The sequence below is a fragment of the Hongsoonwoonella zoysiae genome, assembly GCF_013266695.1.
GTDB classification, from domain to species: domain Bacteria; phylum Pseudomonadota; class Alphaproteobacteria; order Rhizobiales; family Stappiaceae; genus Hongsoonwoonella; species Hongsoonwoonella zoysiae.
Genome location: NZ_JABRXF010000003.1, coordinates 283889 through 301233, shown reverse-complemented (window position 1 = coordinate 301233; position 17345 = coordinate 283889). Strand labels below are relative to the sequence as shown.

14 protein-coding genes and 1 tRNA gene are annotated in these 17345 nt (G+C 58.3%); 13 read left to right on the top strand and 2 right to left on the bottom strand.

Translation table 11 applies throughout. The features are described 5' to 3' along the window. The first annotated feature begins 71 nt into the window (after positions 1–71). The 8 genes from HPQ64_RS17780 to katG all read left to right on the top strand — a co-directional run bounded on the left by HPQ64_RS17780 (position 72) and on the right by katG (position 10160). Entirely contained in the window at positions 72–1601 is a 1530-nt protein-coding gene (locus tag HPQ64_RS17780) for an AMP-binding protein (protein ID WP_172889981.1), read from the top strand. Positions 1602–1640: 39 nt separating this feature from the next. Continuing rightward, on the top strand, positions 1641–2447 hold the full coding sequence (locus HPQ64_RS17775) for an SDR family NAD(P)-dependent oxidoreductase (RefSeq protein WP_172889980.1): 807 nt from the start codon (positions 1641–1643) through the stop codon (positions 2445–2447). Positions 2448–2460: 13 nt separating this feature from the next. Then, positions 2461–2688: a DNA gyrase inhibitor YacG gene (yacG, locus tag HPQ64_RS17770; RefSeq protein WP_172889979.1), complete on the top strand. Its 228-nt coding sequence runs from the start codon at positions 2461–2463 to the stop codon at positions 2686–2688. A 145-nt stretch (positions 2689–2833) separates the two neighbouring features. After that, on the top strand, positions 2834–3688 hold the full coding sequence (locus tag HPQ64_RS17765) for a FecR family protein (RefSeq protein ID WP_172889978.1): 855 nt from the start codon (positions 2834–2836) through the stop codon (positions 3686–3688). A 248-nt stretch (positions 3689–3936) separates the two neighbouring features. After that, positions 3937–5562 (top strand): bifunctional metallophosphatase/5'-nucleotidase, encoded by a 1626-nt coding sequence (locus HPQ64_RS17760; protein ID WP_172889977.1) that lies wholly within the window; start codon positions 3937–3939, stop codon positions 5560–5562. Between the two features lie 379 nt (positions 5563–5941). Then, a complete protein-coding gene (locus HPQ64_RS17755) occupies positions 5942–7132 on the top strand; it encodes a tetratricopeptide repeat protein (protein ID WP_172889976.1) in 1191 nt (396 codons plus the stop codon). Positions 7133–7308: 176 nt separating this feature from the next. Then, positions 7309–7384: transfer RNA gene (locus HPQ64_RS17750), tRNA-Phe, on the top strand. 601 nt (positions 7385–7985) lie between these two features. After that, a complete protein-coding gene (gene katG, locus HPQ64_RS17745; RefSeq protein ID WP_172889975.1) occupies positions 7986–10160 on the top strand; it encodes a catalase/peroxidase HPI in 2175 nt (724 codons plus the stop codon). 269 nt (positions 10161–10429) lie between these two features. Here katG and HPQ64_RS17740 read toward each other — a convergent pair whose 3' ends face one another. Continuing rightward, entirely contained in the window at positions 10430–10747 is a 318-nt protein-coding gene (locus tag HPQ64_RS17740; RefSeq protein ID WP_172889974.1) for an antibiotic biosynthesis monooxygenase family protein, read from the bottom strand. A gap of 92 nt (positions 10748–10839) precedes the next feature. Continuing rightward, the gene (locus HPQ64_RS17735) at positions 10840–11742 is read right to left on the bottom strand and encodes a LysR family transcriptional regulator (RefSeq protein ID WP_172889973.1); all 903 of its coding nucleotides are present in this window, start codon (positions 11740–11742) and stop codon (positions 10840–10842) included. A 155-nt stretch (positions 11743–11897) separates the two neighbouring features. Here HPQ64_RS17735 and HPQ64_RS17730 point away from each other — a divergent pair, with 155 nt between their 5' ends. From HPQ64_RS17730 to HPQ64_RS17710, 5 genes are all read left to right on the top strand, one after another. Beyond that, positions 11898–13097: an aminotransferase gene (locus tag HPQ64_RS17730; protein WP_172889972.1), complete on the top strand. Its 1200-nt coding sequence runs from the start codon at positions 11898–11900 to the stop codon at positions 13095–13097. Positions 13098–13105: 8 nt separating this feature from the next. Continuing rightward, entirely contained in the window at positions 13106–14158 is a 1053-nt protein-coding gene (speB, locus tag HPQ64_RS17725) for an agmatinase (RefSeq protein WP_172889971.1), read from the top strand. A gap of 71 nt (positions 14159–14229) precedes the next feature. Further along, a complete protein-coding gene (locus HPQ64_RS17720; protein WP_425483838.1) occupies positions 14230–15315 on the top strand; it encodes an ABC transporter substrate-binding protein in 1086 nt (361 codons plus the stop codon). A gap of 101 nt (positions 15316–15416) precedes the next feature. Beyond that, positions 15417–16454 (top strand): ABC transporter ATP-binding protein, encoded by a 1038-nt coding sequence (locus tag HPQ64_RS17715; RefSeq protein WP_172889969.1) that lies wholly within the window; start codon positions 15417–15419, stop codon positions 16452–16454. A 4-nt stretch (positions 16455–16458) separates the two neighbouring features. Beyond that, positions 16459–17313: an ABC transporter permease gene (locus HPQ64_RS17710; RefSeq protein WP_172889968.1), complete on the top strand. Its 855-nt coding sequence runs from the start codon at positions 16459–16461 to the stop codon at positions 17311–17313. Positions 17314–17345: the final 32 nt, after the last annotated feature.

Genomic DNA, 17345 nt, shown 5'->3' with positions numbered 1-17345 from the left:
ATAATTCGAAAGAATGCGAGTGCCCGGCAGGATGCTGCGCCGGGCATGATCTGCATCCAAGGGGAAACGCCATGAACCTCGCAGCCTGGCTGCTGCGTGCCGGGCGTGCGCAACCGGGAAGTCCGGCGGTCGCGGTTGGCACAAGATCGGTAGCGACATATTCGGATTTCGCCAGGAGGGCCGCACGGCTTGCCGAAGGACTGTGCGCCCTGCCGGAAGTGAAGGCCGGCGACCGCGTCGCGATTTTTTCCAAGAACTGCATCGAGTATTTGGAAATCCTGTACGGCATATGGTGGGCCGGGCTTGCTGCGGTGCCGATAAACGCCAAGCTTCACGCTGCCGAAGCGGCCTGGATCCTTGAGCATTCCGGCGCGAGTGTCGCTTTCGTAGGAGCGGACGCGGAGGCGGAAATTGGCGCTCGCGCACCCGAATCGTTGAGACACCTCGTCACGATTCGCTCGCCAGCATACGATAGGCTGTTTTCCGGCGATGCTGCCCCACTTGCCGATACCGCTCCGGACGATCTTGCGTGGCTATTTTATACGTCCGGCACAACCGGGCGTCCGAAGGGCGCAATGCTGAGTCACCGGAATCTCCTGTCAGCATCCTATGGCTATCTGACCGATGTCGACCCGACAAACCCTGGCGACACGTTGCTGCATGCTGCGCCGATGAGCCATGGATCGGGTATTTACATCATGGCGCATGTGGGGCGGTTCGGTATCAACGCTGTTGCGGAGTCAGGCGGCTTCGACCCGGTGGAAGTGTTGTCGGCGTTTGCGGAAAAGCCCGGCATTTCCATGTTCGCGGCACCTACCATGATAAAAAGGCTTGTCGAGTGTCCGCTTGAGCCGGCCAACGAAAACATTCGCACTATCATTTGGGGCGGGGCGCCGATGCACATTGCGGACATTCGTCGTGCGGTCGATCGGTTCGGGCCGCATTTCGCGCAAATCTACGGACAGGGCGAAACGCCAATGACGGCAACAGTGCTTTCCAAGGCGGATATTGCCGATCGCGACCATCCCCGATGGCTTGAGCGCCTGGGGTCGGCGGGCATCGTCAATTCCGCTGTGGAGATTCGTATCGGCGGCGAAAATGATGAAACCTTGCCGGCGGGAGAAACGGGAGAAATCCTCGTTCGTGGCGATGCCGTCATGCTTGGATATTGGAACAATACGGAGGCCACGAAAGAAACACTTCGTGGTGGCTGGCTGCACACCGGCGATGTCGGTGCGATCGATGAGGAGGGCTACGTCACTCTCAAGGATCGTTCCAAGGATGTGATCATTTCCGGCGGCAGCAATATCTACCCCAGGGAGGTGGAAGAAGTGCTGTTGTCACATCCAGGCGTCAGAGAAGCCTCGGTGATCGGAAGAACCGATCCGGAATGGGGGGAAGTCGTCATCGCCTATTATTCGGGCGAGGCGGGCCCTGGCGAACTTGATGAGCTTTGCCTCAATCGGATCGCACGGTTCAAGCGCCCCAAGGACTACATCCGGCTGGAGAGCTTGCCGAAGAATAATTACGGAAAGATATTGAAAACCGATCTTCGCGAAGCGGATGAAAAGCGTGCCGGAAAATTCGAAGAGGGCCACTGAGACGTTCTTGAAAAACAAATCTGACAGGGGAGATGGCAAATGGCCGGACGGCTTGCCGATAAAGTGGCGCTCGTGGTGGGAGCGGGGTCCATCGGGCCGGGATGGGGAAATGGAAAGGCTGCGGCGGTTCTCTTCGCGCGCGAGGGCGCCAAGGTCGTTTGCGCCGATATCAACGAGGCGGCTGCCGAAGAGACGCGCTCGATTATTGAGGGCGAAGGCGGTAGTGCCATCGCGCTGAAATGCGACGTGACGAATTCCGCCGAAGTCAAGGCTATGGTCGCAAGAGCGGTCGATGCCTACGGAACGATAAATGTCCTGGACAATAATGTCGGCATTGCCGAGGTCGGTGGCGTGGTGGAACTGCCGGAGGATGAATGGGACAAGGTGAATGCTGTTAACCTCAAGAGCGTTTTCCTGGCGATGAAATACGTCATTCCGGTCATGCAGAAGGCCGGCGGCGGATCTATCGTCAATATCTCCTCCATTGCCTCAATCCGCTACACGGGCGTTCCTTATGCCACTTACTATGCGACGAAGGCAGCGGTGAACCATTTGACGCGCACGACCGCGGTGCAATATGCCAGCGAGCATATCCGCGTAAATGCCGTCCTGCCGGGCTTGATGAAAACACCGATGGTGGAAAAGGCGGCAGGACTTGCCGATGCATATGCCGAGGGTGACGTGGAAGAGATGTGGCGGGTGCGTGATGCGCAAGTTCCCATGGGCCACATGGGAGATGCCTGGGACGTGGCCAACGCGGCTCTCTTCCTTGCCAGCGACGAGGCGAAATATGTCACTGGCATCGAACTCGTCGTCGATGGGGGCATTACGCTGAAATACAGCTGATACGGAATTCGTGATGGCAAAAGATACTGTGAATGCAGAGGAAAAGACGCCCCGTCGTCCGCGTCCCTGTCCGATCTGCCAGAAACTCTCGATCGAAGCTTTTTATCCATTCTGTTCCAAACGATGCGCAGACGTGGATCTGAACCGGTGGCTGTCCGGCGGCTATTCCACACCGGTCGTGGAAATGGAGCCGGAAGATTACGATGAACTGGAGCAGATACGGGATCGCGATTGGGAGTGATCTGTTGCAACGCTGCAATTGACGTTAAGTGATCTAAAGCACAGACTCGGCACCATATCAGGCGTTTTCTGTGTGTGGCGCCGGCCAAAAGACGCATTCCGAGGGCGGGCGTCGGCGGAATCGTTTTATCGGAGAACGTCATTCCATGCAGCGGATCCGTGTATCCATTTCGGCAGGCACAATTCTCCTCGCTTCGTTTGCAGCAAGCGCCGCTGCAGAAGGTGTCGGCGTTACCAGTGCGGTCAATCAATCGGCTCAAGGTCAGCTTGGGGGCGGAAAGCTTCATACGATCCGGCTTGGGCAATCGGTGTTCTATAATGAGCAAATTCGCACCAGCAGTTCGGGACTTCTGCAGATTCTGCTCGTTGACGGGTCGACTTTCACCGTGGGGCCTGATTCGAATCTGATTATCGATTCCTTTGTCTACGATCCTGCCGCCGAGTCCGGGGAGATGGTCGCGACCTTTTCGAAAGGCGTGGCCCGTTTCGTCGGCGGTCGGCTCTCAAAGAACAAAGGTGGTGTGACGATCAATACCCGCCAGGGCACCGTCGGTATCCGCGGCGGGATAGCGACCTTGCTGGAGCAAGGCGGGCAGTCCGTCTACTCTTTCGTTTATGGAAAAGACCTTGTCTTCAGCGGAAGAGCCGGTGGAAGCGAACGTATCTACCGTCCCGGCTTTTCGGTTTTCGCCTCGGGAGGCAAAGGAAAGGTGGGTCGTACGCCGCAAGGGCTTTACCGACAGATAGTCGCAAGCCTGTCGGGCAAGCGCGGCAATAATGGCGGGTCTGCTTCCGAGCCTGGTGCGAACCAGCTTCAAACCTTCGGCCAGATCAATTCTGCTCTTGCACCGCGATACCGCTCCCCCATTCCGGCTCCCGTCCTCAAAGGAAACCCGCAGGAACCGCTTGACCGCAAGCTCGACATTCCGGACGCCAATGCGGATTACATTCGCGGACCCGGACATAGCTCCCGCTACTGCTACCCGCCATCGAATTGTTGAGCTTGTAGGCCGCTCCACTCCGGCGGGATTTTTTCCCATCCGTCGGGTTTTTGCGCGATATTCACACGACTTTGAACTTGTTATGCCCGGAATGCTGGACGGTACGCGAACCGGCTGGCAATCTCTTGTCACTTGATCGTCGTAAGTTCTTTGGCGGTCACCATGGGTTGAGCTGCTCCCGACTTCACAGGATGCGCGTCACTGTGTCCATTCGAAGCAGCGGCGGCTAATTGGGACGGGGACAGGGCATGAAACGACATCTTTTGGCAGCGGGCGTGGCGGTTGTAGCGCTATCGGGCGGAATGATTTCCACCGTGGCCCACGCAGAATACGCTTTGACGATTCTTCACATCAACGATCTGCACTCACGCATTGAACCAATTAACAAATACGATGCAACCTGTTCGGCTGAAGACGACGAAAATGGCGAATGCTATGGCGGCGTCGCTCGCCTCAAGGCGAAGCTGGACGAGCGGCGCGATGCATTGGGCGATGCAGGCAAGAACGTGGTCACGCTCGACGCTGGGGATCAGTTTCAAGGCTCGCTCTTCTATTCATCCTACAAGGGCAAGGCCGCCGCGGAATTCATGAATGTGATCGGCTTCGATGCCATGGCAGTCGGCAACCACGAGTTCGACGATGGCCCGCAAGGCCTTTCGAGTTTTCTCGATATGGTCGAGTTTCCGGTCATATCGGGCAACATCGAAGTCGAGAATGAGCCGACGCTGAAGGGAAAAGTGCCAGGCACTCTCGTGCTCGAGGTTGGCGGTGCGAAGATCGGCATCGTTTCGGCGTTGGCGGAAGATACGTCCGAAACATCGTCTCCGGGTGAGAACGTTCGCTTCATCAGCGCCGAAGATTACCTGAAAGGGGCGGTTGAGGGCCTTGAAGCCGCCGGTGTGGACAAGATAATCGCGCTCACACATATGGGGCTTCCGCGCGATATGCAGATTGCATCCAAGGTACCGGGTATCGACGTCATCGTTGGCGGCCATTCACATACGCTCTTGTCCAATACGGACGATGGTGCGGCCGGGCCTTATCCGGTCATCGTCCAGAATCCGGTTGGAAAGCAAGTGCCTATCGTTCAGGCCTATGCCTTCGGCAAATACCTTGGCGAAATCGAGATTGTGTTCGACGACGATGGAAACGTTCTTTCCGCCGCCGGCGATCCGATCCTGCTGGATGCATCGATTGCCGCGGACAAGGACGTTGCGGCGCGCGTGAAAGAGCTTGCCGGTCCGCTAGAGGAGCTCAAGAACCAGATTGTCGGCGCTTCCGCGGCGATTATCGACGGGTCGCGCGATAGTTGCCGTGCCCGCGAATGCGAAATGGGAAATCTCGTTGCCGACGCGATGCTTGAACGCGTCAAGGCCCAGGGCATCGATATAGCCATCCAGAACGGCGGCGGCCTCCGGGCATCGATCGACGATGGCGAGGTCACGATGGGCGAAGTTCTCACGGTCCTGCCATTCCAGAACACGCTGTCGACCTTCCAGCTTAAGGGGGCGGATATCGTCGCAGCTCTAGAAAACGGCGTCTCCCAGGTTGAGGAAGGTGCTGGCCGCTTCCCGCAGGTTGCCGGAATGCGTTACGTCTGGACCAGGGCGAAAAAGCCGCTTGAAGGCAGGATCATCAAGGTGGAAGTCGAGCAGGACGGAAGCTGGGTTCCGCTCGATCCGGAGAAGACCTACGGGGTCGTTAGCAACAATTACATGCGTGGCGGCGGCGACGGTTACAAGATCTTCGCGGCCAATGCGACGAATGCCTACGACTATGGGCCCGGGCTGGAGCAGGTCGTCGCGGATTATATTGCGGCACTTGAAGAACCCTATCAGCCTTATCTTGACGAGCGTGTGCGCGAAGTCGAATAATCTGAATTAAATTGACAACGGCATTGCGGCGCACCAGTAAGGTGCGCCGCTTTTTTAAGACTACCTTGTTGCTGCTACGCAACAATCGACTCCTGAATCCTGCCAATACCGCCAATGACGGCGACTCAATCCAGCTAATTATTTAAAGTTCCGCGACGACAGACAGGCGGGCGGACCTTTTCAATTGAGCCGTGAATCGTACAGCGGGGCGGGAGGTGTATTTCTAGCGTTGGCGTTTTCCAGCGTGATGGTTGCTTTTGCCTGTCTGAATTCCTTGCCCGCAACGGCGCAGGTTTTCGACCCGCGTGAGCATGCTGAAAAAGAGATAGTGGCCCGCCAGGCGCAGTTGCTACAAGCAATGCTCCGCGAACCGGACAATATGCAGCTTGCCTTTGAATATGCGATCGTCTCCGTGAGGCTGGAAGATTATGAAGCAGCGATCGGGACATTCGAGCGCATGCTGGTCTTTGCTCCCGAGCTTGCCCGGGTGAGGCTTGAACTGGGCGTCCTTTATTTTCGGTTGGGCTCTTTCGATACCGCTCGCGTGCATCTCGAAATAGCGCGGGATGATGCCGCTCCCGGATCAGAGCTCGCCAATACCGCCGACACCTACCTGGCGGCCATCGAAAAGGCGGAGGAACCAGCGAAGTTCGGCGGAGCTATCGTGGTTGGCGGGCGCTATCAGACCAATGCCAACGCGGGTCCGGGCGACAGTCTGCTGAACCTCAACGGCTTTCCGGTGCTTCTCAATCCGGATGCGAGCGGCAGTCCGGACTGGAACGCGTTTATATCCGGCGGGGTTCACGGGTCTGTTGATCTTGGCAATCAGGGAGACCTGTTCGAGGCGGATCTTCTTTTCTACGGCTCCCGCTACGCCGATATACATCGGCTGGACAACGAACTTGCGGAATTGAACTTCGGCCCGTCATTCAATATGGGCCGTTTCGACCTCTATAACGCGCGGCTTGGCTTCTACGGAATTGTCGGTGGTGCGCGCCTTGACAACGAAAATTACTACGCTCAGCTCGGCGGTGGCGCGAAGTTCGAATATCTGCCGGATATAAAATCGTCGGTGAACGCACGCATGGAAATCCGCAGACGCTGGTTCTACGACAGTCTCAATTATCCGACCGTTTCCAATCGCGACGGATATCAGGTGCTTGGTAAGCTGACCTATTTTTATCAGTTGGCGGATGCTCTCCAGCTTCGTGGTCAGGTGATGGGAGATTACGAAAGCGCCGAAGTCGGGTATGAGGAAAACTGGGAGCTTGGTGTCGCCGCCGGCGGAACGGTGATTTTCGCTTCGCCTTTGCAGGCGTTGAATTACCCATGGGCGTTCGATCTCGAAGCGGGTTACATACGGCGCGAATATGCCGATCCCGACGGTTTCAACAGTTTCACCCAGGCTGAGCGCGACAATGAGTTCTGGCTGCGCGGTATCCTTACTGTCCCGGTTCGCGAGGATGTAGCGTTCGCATTTACCAGCGAGATCCACAGGCTTCAGTCCAACTATGAGACACGCCAATATTCCAACGGTCTTGGGATGGTTTCCGTTGTGAAAACGTTTTGAAGGTTTATTTTTCAGAGGCAGCCTCGGCCATGCGCTGCCTTGAGGCAAGGGTGGCCCGACGTTTCTCTCCCTGGCTGTGAAAAACTGGAAAAGACCCGCTGGACAGACGACAAGCGAGCTTTTATAAGACCCGCACTTCGGGCGGCGAACTGCCTTCGGCAACCTCAGCCGCCTCTGCCCAGGTAGCTCAGTTGGTAGAGCAGCGGATTGAAAATCCGCGTGTCGGTGGTTCGATTCCGCCCCTGGGCACCACTTGTTCCTTCCATAGAAATTCATCTGCACGAGACCGGAGCAAATGCATCGGCATGACTCTCCGCCGATGCATTGCGGGTTTGGCGGCCTCTCGTAAATCAGAACCGCACGCTCGAGAAGAACACCATGCGTGCGAGGATACTGCGTACCGCACCGCCATAAGAGTAAAGGGGTCATAAGAATAATTTATCGTGACGCTCGATTTTTGCGATTTCATCTGATGCAATGCGTTTGATAGAAAGGCGCCACGATCCAATGGTGTGCGATTGTTATGGACATCCCGCATCACCAAGTCGCACGGCGTTTCTGTTGCATACGGGCGGGTTGACGGGAGCGATGGAACTGGCGGAGCGGCATTTGATACTGCAGCGCTTTCGTGACAAGAAATCGCTTTGGAGACGATGCTTTGAGCATATCCTTTTCGCCAGATCCGTTTCAGGCTTTGGCGGAATATGCTCTGGGAAACGCGACGGGGTTCGGGCCGTGCACGCGAGGAACCGTTCCCTCAAGATAATTTCCCTCAAGCTCCCGACACCCCCGTGAAATGCTTGAATTCGCCACTCGGTAAGAACTCGAAAAACAGCCACGATAGGAGATGGCCATGGACGCGATGACTGACGACAGCACAGGCAAATGCCCGGTTATGCACGGTGGCAATACCGCCATGGGAGCGAATGTCATGGATTGGTGGCCCAATGCCCTCAACCTCGACATCCTCCATCAGCACGACACGAAGACCAATCCGTTGGGCAAGGATTTCAACTATCGCGAAGAGCTGAAGAAGCTTGATGTGGAGGCTCTCAAGAAAGACCTTCATGCGCTGATGACCGAAAGCCAGGATTGGTGGCCGGCTGATTACGGGCACTACGGCGGCTTGATGGTTCGCATGGCGTGGCACGCTGCAGGCACCTATCGCCTGGCTGACGGTCGCGGTGGCGGCGGCACGGGCAACCAGCGCTTTGCTCCACTTGATTCCTGGCCGGACAACGTCAGCCTCGACAAGGCGCGCCGCTTGCTGTGGCCGATCAAGAAGAAATACGGCAACAAGATTTCCTGGGCGGACCTGCTCATCCTGGCCGGCAACATTGCTTATGAATCAATGGGCCTTACAACCTTCGGCTTCGCTTTCGGACGTGAGGACATTTGGCATCCGGAAAAGGACATTTACTGGGGTGCCGAAAAGGAATGGCTCGCGCCGAGCGATAACCGTTATGAAAGCGTCGATGACCCCACGACTATGGAAAACCCGCTGGCGGCGGTGCAGATGGGCCTCATATACGTCAATCCCGAAGGGGTGAACGGCAAGCCCGACCCGCTGAAGACTGCGGCTCAGGTTCGCGAAACCTTCGCCCGGATGGCGATGAATGACGAGGAAACCGCGGCACTGACCGCAGGTGGTCACACTGTCGGCAAGGCTCATGGCAATGGGGATGCGGGTGCGTTGGGGCCGGTGCCCGCGGCGGCAGGCGTCGAAGAGCAGGGTCTCGGCTGGGCCAATCCGCACATGGGCGGCAAAGCCGCCGATGCCGTTTCTTCCGGTCTGGAAGGTGCATGGACCACGCATCCGACTGTTTTCGACATGGGCTATTTCGATCTCCTGTTCGGTTACGAGTGGGAGTTGAGGAAAAGCCCCGCAGGCGCCAATCAGTGGGAGCCGGTCAATATCAAGGAAGAGGACAAGCCGGTCGATGCCAGCGATCCTTCGATCCGCCGCAATCCGATCATGACAGATGCCGACATGGCCATGAAGGTTGACCCGGCCTATCGTGCGATCTGCGAAAAGTTCATGGCGGACCCGGAGTATTTCAAGGACACATTCGCCCGCGCCTGGTTCAAGTTGACCCACCGCGACATGGGGCCGAAGGCACGTTATATCGGTCCGGACGTGCCTGAGGAAGACCTGATCTGGCAGGACCCGATCCCGGCGGGCCCGACCGGCTACGACATCGGTGGCGTCAAGCGGAAGATTGCCGAAAGCGGCCTTTCCATTGCCGAAATGGTCTCCACCGCCTGGGATAGCGCCCGCACGTTCCGTGGTTCGGACAACCGTGGCGGCGCCAATGGTGCGCGTATTCGTCTGGCTCCTCAAAAGGACTGGGAAGGCAATGAGCCGGACCGTCTTGCGAAGGTGCTTGGCGTTCTGGAGCCGATCGCGAAGGAAGCAGGTGCAAGCATTGCTGACGTGATCGTTCTGGCGGGCAATGTCGGCATCGAGCAAGCGGCCAAGGCAGCCGGCTTCGATGTCTCGGTTCCGTTCGCTCCGGGCCGCGGCGACGCAACCAACGAGATGACCGACGCCGAGTCCTTCGATGTGCTGGAGCCGCTCGCCGATGGCTATCGCAATTGGCTCAAGAAGGACTATGTCGTCAGCCCGGAAGAACTGATGCTCGACCGCACCCAACTGATGGGTCTGACCGCGCATGAGATGACAGTCCTGGTTGGCGGTATGCGTGTCCTCGGCACCAACCACGGCGCCACGAAGCACGGCGTATTCACCGATCGGGAAGGCGCTTTGACGAACGATTTCTTCGTCAACCTGACCGACATGGCCTACAAGTGGACGCCTTCGGGCGACGGCCTCTATGAAATCCGGGATCGCAAGACCGGTTCGGTGAAGTGGACAGCGACGCGCATGGATCTGGTATTCGGGTCCAATTCGGTTCTGCGCGCCTATGCCGAGTTTTACGCGCAGGACGATGCCGACGAGAAGTTCGTCAAGGACTTCGTCGCGGCATGGACCAAGGTGATGAACGCGGATCGCTTCGATCTTTCCTGATTGTCAGGAAGAACGCATTCCCGAGCGTGAAAGACCAGCCGCTGTCGAGTTTTGGTTGCGGCTGATCGAAACATTGAAAGCTCAAAGAGACGCACGGCGAAGAAATTCGCCGTGCGTTGTCATTTGGGGCAAGATTTCTTTTCCGGCTTCACTGCCGTTCCTTGCCGAACCGAAATCCCCTTCCTTGGCCGTATCGGCTCGTTTTGGACGGAAGGCGAAGAACGCGAGCGGCTTCGGCGTGTCAAAAGGGTATTCGCGCGGCGGGCAAATCAGTAGCCGGCCACAACCTCATACATGACAGGCTCGAAACTTTTGCACAGATCGTTGATGTGACGGTTGCGCTTGCGCATTTCCTCGGTGCGCAGCATCGCCTGGAAGTCTTCGCGGCGGCGCCATTGGGAATAGGTCGCGATACGGATCTGGGCATCGTTCACATGAATGGCGCCCGCGATGAAGCCCGGCTGATGACGGATAAAGCTGTCATAGGCGTCATTCAACGCATCAAGCAGATCCTGGCATGTGCCGGGCGTGACCTCGAACGTGCTGATGACGGTCTGGCATTCGGTGTCAGGCGAAATCGTCAGCATCGGATCCTCCCTTGGCGGTGCTTGTCAGGTTACATTGGACTTGCCAGCTTGCGACCCATGATTGAAAAACGAAAGCGATTTCGTTTGTCAGATTATATGGCGTCGCGCCATGCGTCGAGCGATGCTTCGATGAAGGCTGTCATCACATCAGTCGTGCGTTCGGATTTCGCGGTGAAAAGGCAGAAATCGGATTCGTAACCGAATTTGTCCGGCGCAAGGCGGCGCAGCTCGCCCGAGCGCACGCGTGCTTCGGCGAAATGCGTTGGCAGAAAGCCGATAAATTCACCTGACAGGATGAGAAGCAACTGTGGTTCGATCTGGTGAACCGTCGCTTCGATGGGGCCAAGCGCGGTTTGCCGCGCTTCGCGATCGCGCCAGTAGCCACGCTGGACGAATGGATAGTCATTCAATGTCTCGCGCGTAAGTGCCGCGTCATCGGCATCGAACAGGGGGTGGCCCCGCCCGCAATAGAGCCCATGGTGTTCCCGGTACAAGACCCGTTCATCGAGCCCGTCCACCCGGTTCAGCCGCACGCCGATGCCACAGTGATAGACCCCGTCGCGCACCTTCTGCTGGAGGTCTTGTGCCCGTTCCTGCGCGACATAGAGTTTCACTTTGGCTGCGTTTTTCCGGAAGCCGGCGATCGCTTGCGGCAATCGGTTTGCCTGGTCGTCCGCAACCGCGTCGAGGATGGCGATCCGCAATTCGCCGCTTAATTCTCCCCGAACCGCGCCGATTTCGGCCGAAAAATCGAACAAGGCCTTGTCCAGCCGGCGCGAGGCTTCATGCACCGCGCGGCCATGTTCGGTCAGGCGAAATCCGCGCCGGCCTCGCTGGCAAAGCGTGACGCCAAGGCGCTGCTCCAGTGCGCTCATGTGGTTGGAAATCGTCGATTGGCTTAGGTTCAACTCGACTTCGGCAGCAGCGAAGCCACCGCTACGTACCACCGCGTCGAAGACACGGAGGAGATGAAGGTCACTTCCAGACAGGCGCATGGTATCCGCAATTCAGATTGATATTTTTCAAGGTTATCTTTGAAACTTTCCTATTCTTCAAGTGCTGGGTGTCTCGGCTATGGTTGCTGAATGGGCATGTCTATCGCTTGGGCAAATAAGCGGGCGGCCCGCAGCGAAGCTGAACGGATTTTTGCATGGCCGAGGTCAATCGCCTGATCGTCGATACCGCGACGCCGCCGATCCCCGAAGCGCAAGGCTGGCTTGCGGGTTATTCCGGCGCATATGGGCCGGTCGTCAACCTTAGCCAAGCGGTGCCGGGCGATCCGCCGCCGCAATCCTTCCTCGCCAGGCTTTCGGACGCCGCCGCGTTGCCGGAAGCGGCGAAATACGGCGATATATTCGGAGACCGCACCCTGCGCGAAGCGTTTGCCGAGGATGTCCGCGCCCTTTACGGGGCGGAGATATCGGCGAATGAGACGGCGATCACCGCCGGCTGCAATCAGGCGTTCTTCGTAAGCGTCATGGCCGTGGCGAAGGCGGGTGATGCCGTGCTGCTGCCCGCGCCCTGGTATTTCAATCACAAGATGACGCTGGATATGCTGGGCATCGAAGCTCGCCCGCTACCGCTTTCAGCGGAAGATAGATTCGTGCCGGATGCGCGGCGTGCGGCGGAGCTGATCGACGAAAAGGTCAAGGCGGTCGTTCTTGTGACGCCCAACAATCCGACTGGGGCGGTCTACCCCGATACCACGCTGCGGGCCTTCAAGGATCTTTGCGAGGCGCGAGGCATCTGGCTCATCGTCGACGAGACCTATCGGGATTTTCTGCCGCAAGCCGGTGAGGCGCCGCATACGCTTTTTTCCGCATCGGATTGGCGAAAAACGGTCGTCAGCCTCTACAGTTTCTCGAAAGCCTATGCCATTCCCGGTCATCGCGTCGGCGCGATTATTGCCTCCGGTGATTTCATAGCAGAAGCGGGCAAGATTCTGGACTGCGTGCAGATTTCGCCCCCGCGCGTACCTCAACTTGCACTCCCCTGGGCTATTCGCGAGTTGAAGGACTGGCGGGAGGAAACGCGCGCTGCAATACTGGAGCGTATCGAGGCCTTCCGCGCCGCTCTTCAGCCTTTCCCGGCCTGGCGGATCGATCAGATCGGCGCCTATTTCGCGTATCTGCGTCATCCATACGAAGGGGCGGCAGCGCGAGACGTTGCGGCAGCACTTGCCCGCGAAACGGGCGTGCTCACGCTTCCCGGCAGCTATTTCGGCCCCGGCCAGGAAGGCCACCTTCGCGTTGCATTCGCCAATGTGGATGCAAACGTGCTTTTAGGCCTTGGCGAGAGGTTTGCGGCCGCAGGAAACCTCTCGATTTCAGGCAACATCGCGTGCAAATGAGGCGGATCATGGATAGCGTCAAGCTTGACGAACTTCGCAGGCGTTTCGGCGGCGATAACGAGGCGGCGGTTTACGATCCCGTCTTCAAGGCGGCTGTCGACAAGCTCTTCGATGAAAAGGGCACGCGCGTCGCTCCTTATGCCGGCGTTCCGACGTTGCTCGATGCGCCTTACCGCCCAGTTGACTGGGCAGCGCCGGATTTCTCCGACCTCGATGTCGCGCTTCTCGGCGTGCCCATGGATCTCGGTATCACGAACAGGAACGGCTGCCGGTTCGGTCCGCGCGCGCTTCGCGCGATCGAGCGTGTCGGCCCGTTCCATCATGTCTTGAAGTGCATGCCCTTGGCGGACCTGGGCGTTGCGGATATCGGCGACGTACCATTCCGCAGTCGCTTTTTCCTCGAGCAGTCACATGAGGATATCGAGGCGGCGGTCTCAAAGCTCGTGGCAGCCGGGGTCGCGCCGCTTTCGGCCGGCGGCGATCATTCGATGACGCTGCCCATCCTGCGCGCGGTCGGGCGCGACAAGCCGGTGGGCATGATCCATATCGACGCCCATTGCGACACAGCCGGGCCGTTTGACGGCAGCCGTTTTCATCATGGCGGCCCGTTCCGTCAGGCGGTGCTGGATGGCGTGCTTGACCCTGAGCGCACGATCCAGATCGGCATCCGCGGCTCGTCGGACTATCTCTGGGAATTTTCGACGGAATCCGGCATGACCGTCATCCATGCCGAAGAGATTTCGAGGCTGGGCACAGACCGTATCGCCGAAATGGCGCGTGAAAAGGTCGGTGATGGGCCGGTGTATCTTTCCTTTGACATCGACAGCCTGGATCCCGCTTTCGCGCCGGGAACCGGAACGCCGGAGATCGGCGGGCTGACGACGCGCGAGGCGCAGGAAATCCTGAGGGGGCTCAAAGGCGTCAATCTCATTGGTGGGGATGTGGTTGAAGTCGCACCCCAGTATGATGCGACGACGAATAGCGCGCACGCGGGCGCGCAGATGCTTTTTGAAATCCTTTCGCTGATGGTCTTCAGTTCGTCGATCGGGGTGGGCAAGTAAGCTTCGACAATTAGGAAGCCGGCGTACACCGGCAAAAAAACCAAGGTTCGAAACCAAGGGGAACGAAAATGATGAAACAAACGAAATTCTCATTCACACGGCGCACGCTCCTTGCCGGGGCGGCGGCAGGCGCATCCGTTCTGGCAATGCCGAATGTATTGAGAGCCCAGGACCGGACGATCAAGGTTGGTGTCTATGGCGGCTATTTCAAGGACAGCTTCGACAAGCATGTCTTCCCGGAGTTCACGAACGCGACCGGCATCGCGGTAGAATCCGTCGCCGAGCCGACCGGTGAAGCCTGGCTCGTCCAGCTCGAACAGGCCGCACGTGCCGGAGCCGCGCCTGCCGACCTTTCCATGATGTCCCAGGTCGCCATGCTCAAGGGACAATCGACAGACCTTTGGGCGCCGATCGACCTTGCCAAGATTGCCAAGGCGGACGATCTGCTACCGCAGTTTGTCAACAAGTATCCGGACGGGCGCGTGGCCGGTGTCGGTGCGGTTGCATGGTACATCACGCTTGTGACGAACACGGACGTTTTCCCGGAAGCGCCGACCTCCTGGGCGGCCCTTTGGGATCCTGCGAACAAGGAGAGGCTTGGCCTGCTCGCGCTTGTTTCCAACTCCTTCCTTCTGGAGGTCACGGCGAAGACGCATTTTGGCGGAACCGGCATTCTCGATACCGAAGAGGGCATCCTCAAGGTCATGGACAAGCTTGCCGAGGTGAAGCCCAACGTCCAACTGTGGTATCGCGACGAGGCGCAGTTCGAGCAGGCGCTGAAGTCCGGCGAAATCCCGATGGGCCAGTATTATCATGACGTTACGGGTCTTGCAGCGGCGGATGGTTTTCCGGTCCGCTCCACATTTCCGAAGGAAGGCGGCATCTCCGATTCCGGTTGTTGGGCCCTTTCGCGTGCGTCCGACAAGGCGGACGAGGCGCATATCTTCATCGACTTCATGACGCAGCCGGAAATCCAGTCGCTGATGTCGCGCAAAGTCGGCACCGCACCGACCATGAAACGCTCGGTGCTTGAACTGAGCGACGAGGAATTCGCGGCGGTGTCCTCCGATATCGACCCGATCATTCCGCGCTACGACCTTTATACGACCAAGGCCGACTGGCTGAACCAGAAGTGGACGGAACTGATCGTCAACTGATGGCTTGACGCGAATTGAAAAACCGCTCGCCCGGTCTGGCGTTGACCATGGCCGGGTCGGGCGAGCGGGCCAGCAATGCCGCTTGAACAACGGATGAATGAATGTCGGGTCTTGAGCTTAATCGCATAACCAAGCGGTTCGGGGCTGTCGCTGCCGTCGACGATGTCAGCCTGACGGTGCCTCAAGGCACGTTCGTTTGCCTTCTCGGCCCGTCGGGTTGCGGCAAAACCACGCTCCTGCGCATGATCGCAGGCCTTGAGGAGCCGACATCCGGTGTCATCTCGGTCGATGGAAACCGGCTTAACTCCACACCTGCCCACAAGCGCGATTTCGGGATGGTGTTCCAGTCTCTTGCGCTTTTCCCGCATCTGTCCGTCGGCGAAAACATCGCTTATCCCTTGCGCATTCGCGGGCGGTCGTCTTCCGAACAGGGCGCGCGCGTGAAGGAACTTCTCGAGCTTGTGCATCTGCCGGGCATCGAACAGCGCGCGATAACCCAGCTTTCGGGTGGCCAGCGTCAGCGTGTCGCCATTGCTCGCGCGCTCGCGGTCTCGCCGAAGCTTTTCCTGCTCGATGAGCCTTTGTCCGCGCTCGACGCCAAGCTGCGCGAAGCCATGCAGGTCGAACTACGCCAGCTGCAGCAGCAGCTTGGCATTACCACGATCGTCGTCACGCACGACCAGCGCGAAGCGATGAGCATGTCGGACCAGATCGTCGTCATGTCTGAGGGGCGTATCCAGCAGATGGCGGCGCCCATAGATATGTACCGTAATCCGGCCAATTCCTTCGTCGCGGATTTCCTTGGCCAGGCGAACCTCATCGACGCGAAGGCGGATGGTCCTGACGCGCTTGTGCCGGGCGGTCGGATACCCGGGCTTTCTCTGGTCGGGTCCGGCGGCCGAATTTCCGTGCGTCCTGAAGAGGTTATGGTGACATCGCGCGAAGACGCGCCGATCCATGCAAGGGTCGGCTTCATTCGTGACATGGGCGCAAGTATCGAAATCCATCTCGACAGCGAGGGTGCGCACTATGTGGTGGTTGCTTCGCCCCAGGCGCGGCCAGATTGCAGGGTCGGCGATACGGTGGGCCTGACGATCCCCGCCGAAGCCTGCGTCGTCTTCGAAAGCGGGAGGGGATAATACCATGCGCCGCACCCCTCCCGAACGCGCTGCGGATTATTTCCCGATCGCCTATCCGGCGTTCATGCTGGGTCTTTTTTTCGTCGTGCCTTTCGCCATCATGGTGGCGGTATCGTTCTTTCGAAGGGTGCAGGGCGGCTTTTACGAGCCTGCCTTCACTTTCGCCAATTACGGACGTTTCCTCTCCGTATTCTTCGGCGAGGTGCTGGTTTTTTCGCTGGTCCTTGCAGGTCTTGTTTCCGCGGTTTGTCTCCTGCTCGGCGTACCTTTCACCTATTTTTTGACGAAGCTATCGCGAAAGGCGCAGGTCTTCTGGCTGGTCGCGCTGCTTGGCGTTCTTTCGCTATCCGAAGTCATCATAGGTTTTGCGTGGTCGACCCTTTTGAGCCGCACCGCCGGGCTTTCCAATCTTCTGGTGGCTATTGGCGTCATGGACCGTCCCGATGCATGGACGCCCGGCTTCGCCGCTGTCCTCACCGGACTCGTCTATCAGGCGTTTCCTTACACGGTACTCGTGCTTTATCCCTCGTTCTCGCGGCTTGACCCGTCGTTAATGGAAGCTTCGCGAACGCTTGGCGCATCGCCTTTGAAAGCGTTCTCCACGGTCGTCCTGCCCGTCTTGCGCAAGACGCTGATCGCCACTTTCATCATCGTCTTCATCTTTGCGCTCGGCGCCTATCTACTGCCGCAAATCCTTGGCCGCCCGCAGCATTGGACGCTTTCCGTGCTGATCACGGATCAGGCGGTCTATCAGTCGAACATGCCCTTTGCGGCCGCCATGGCTGTTTTTCTCGTGGTGGCGAGCCTTTCTCTCGTCGTTATCGTAGCGGCGCTAAACCGAAAGGGGGCAGGGCAGTGAGCGCGGTCTGGCTGAAACGGCTGTTTCTTTCA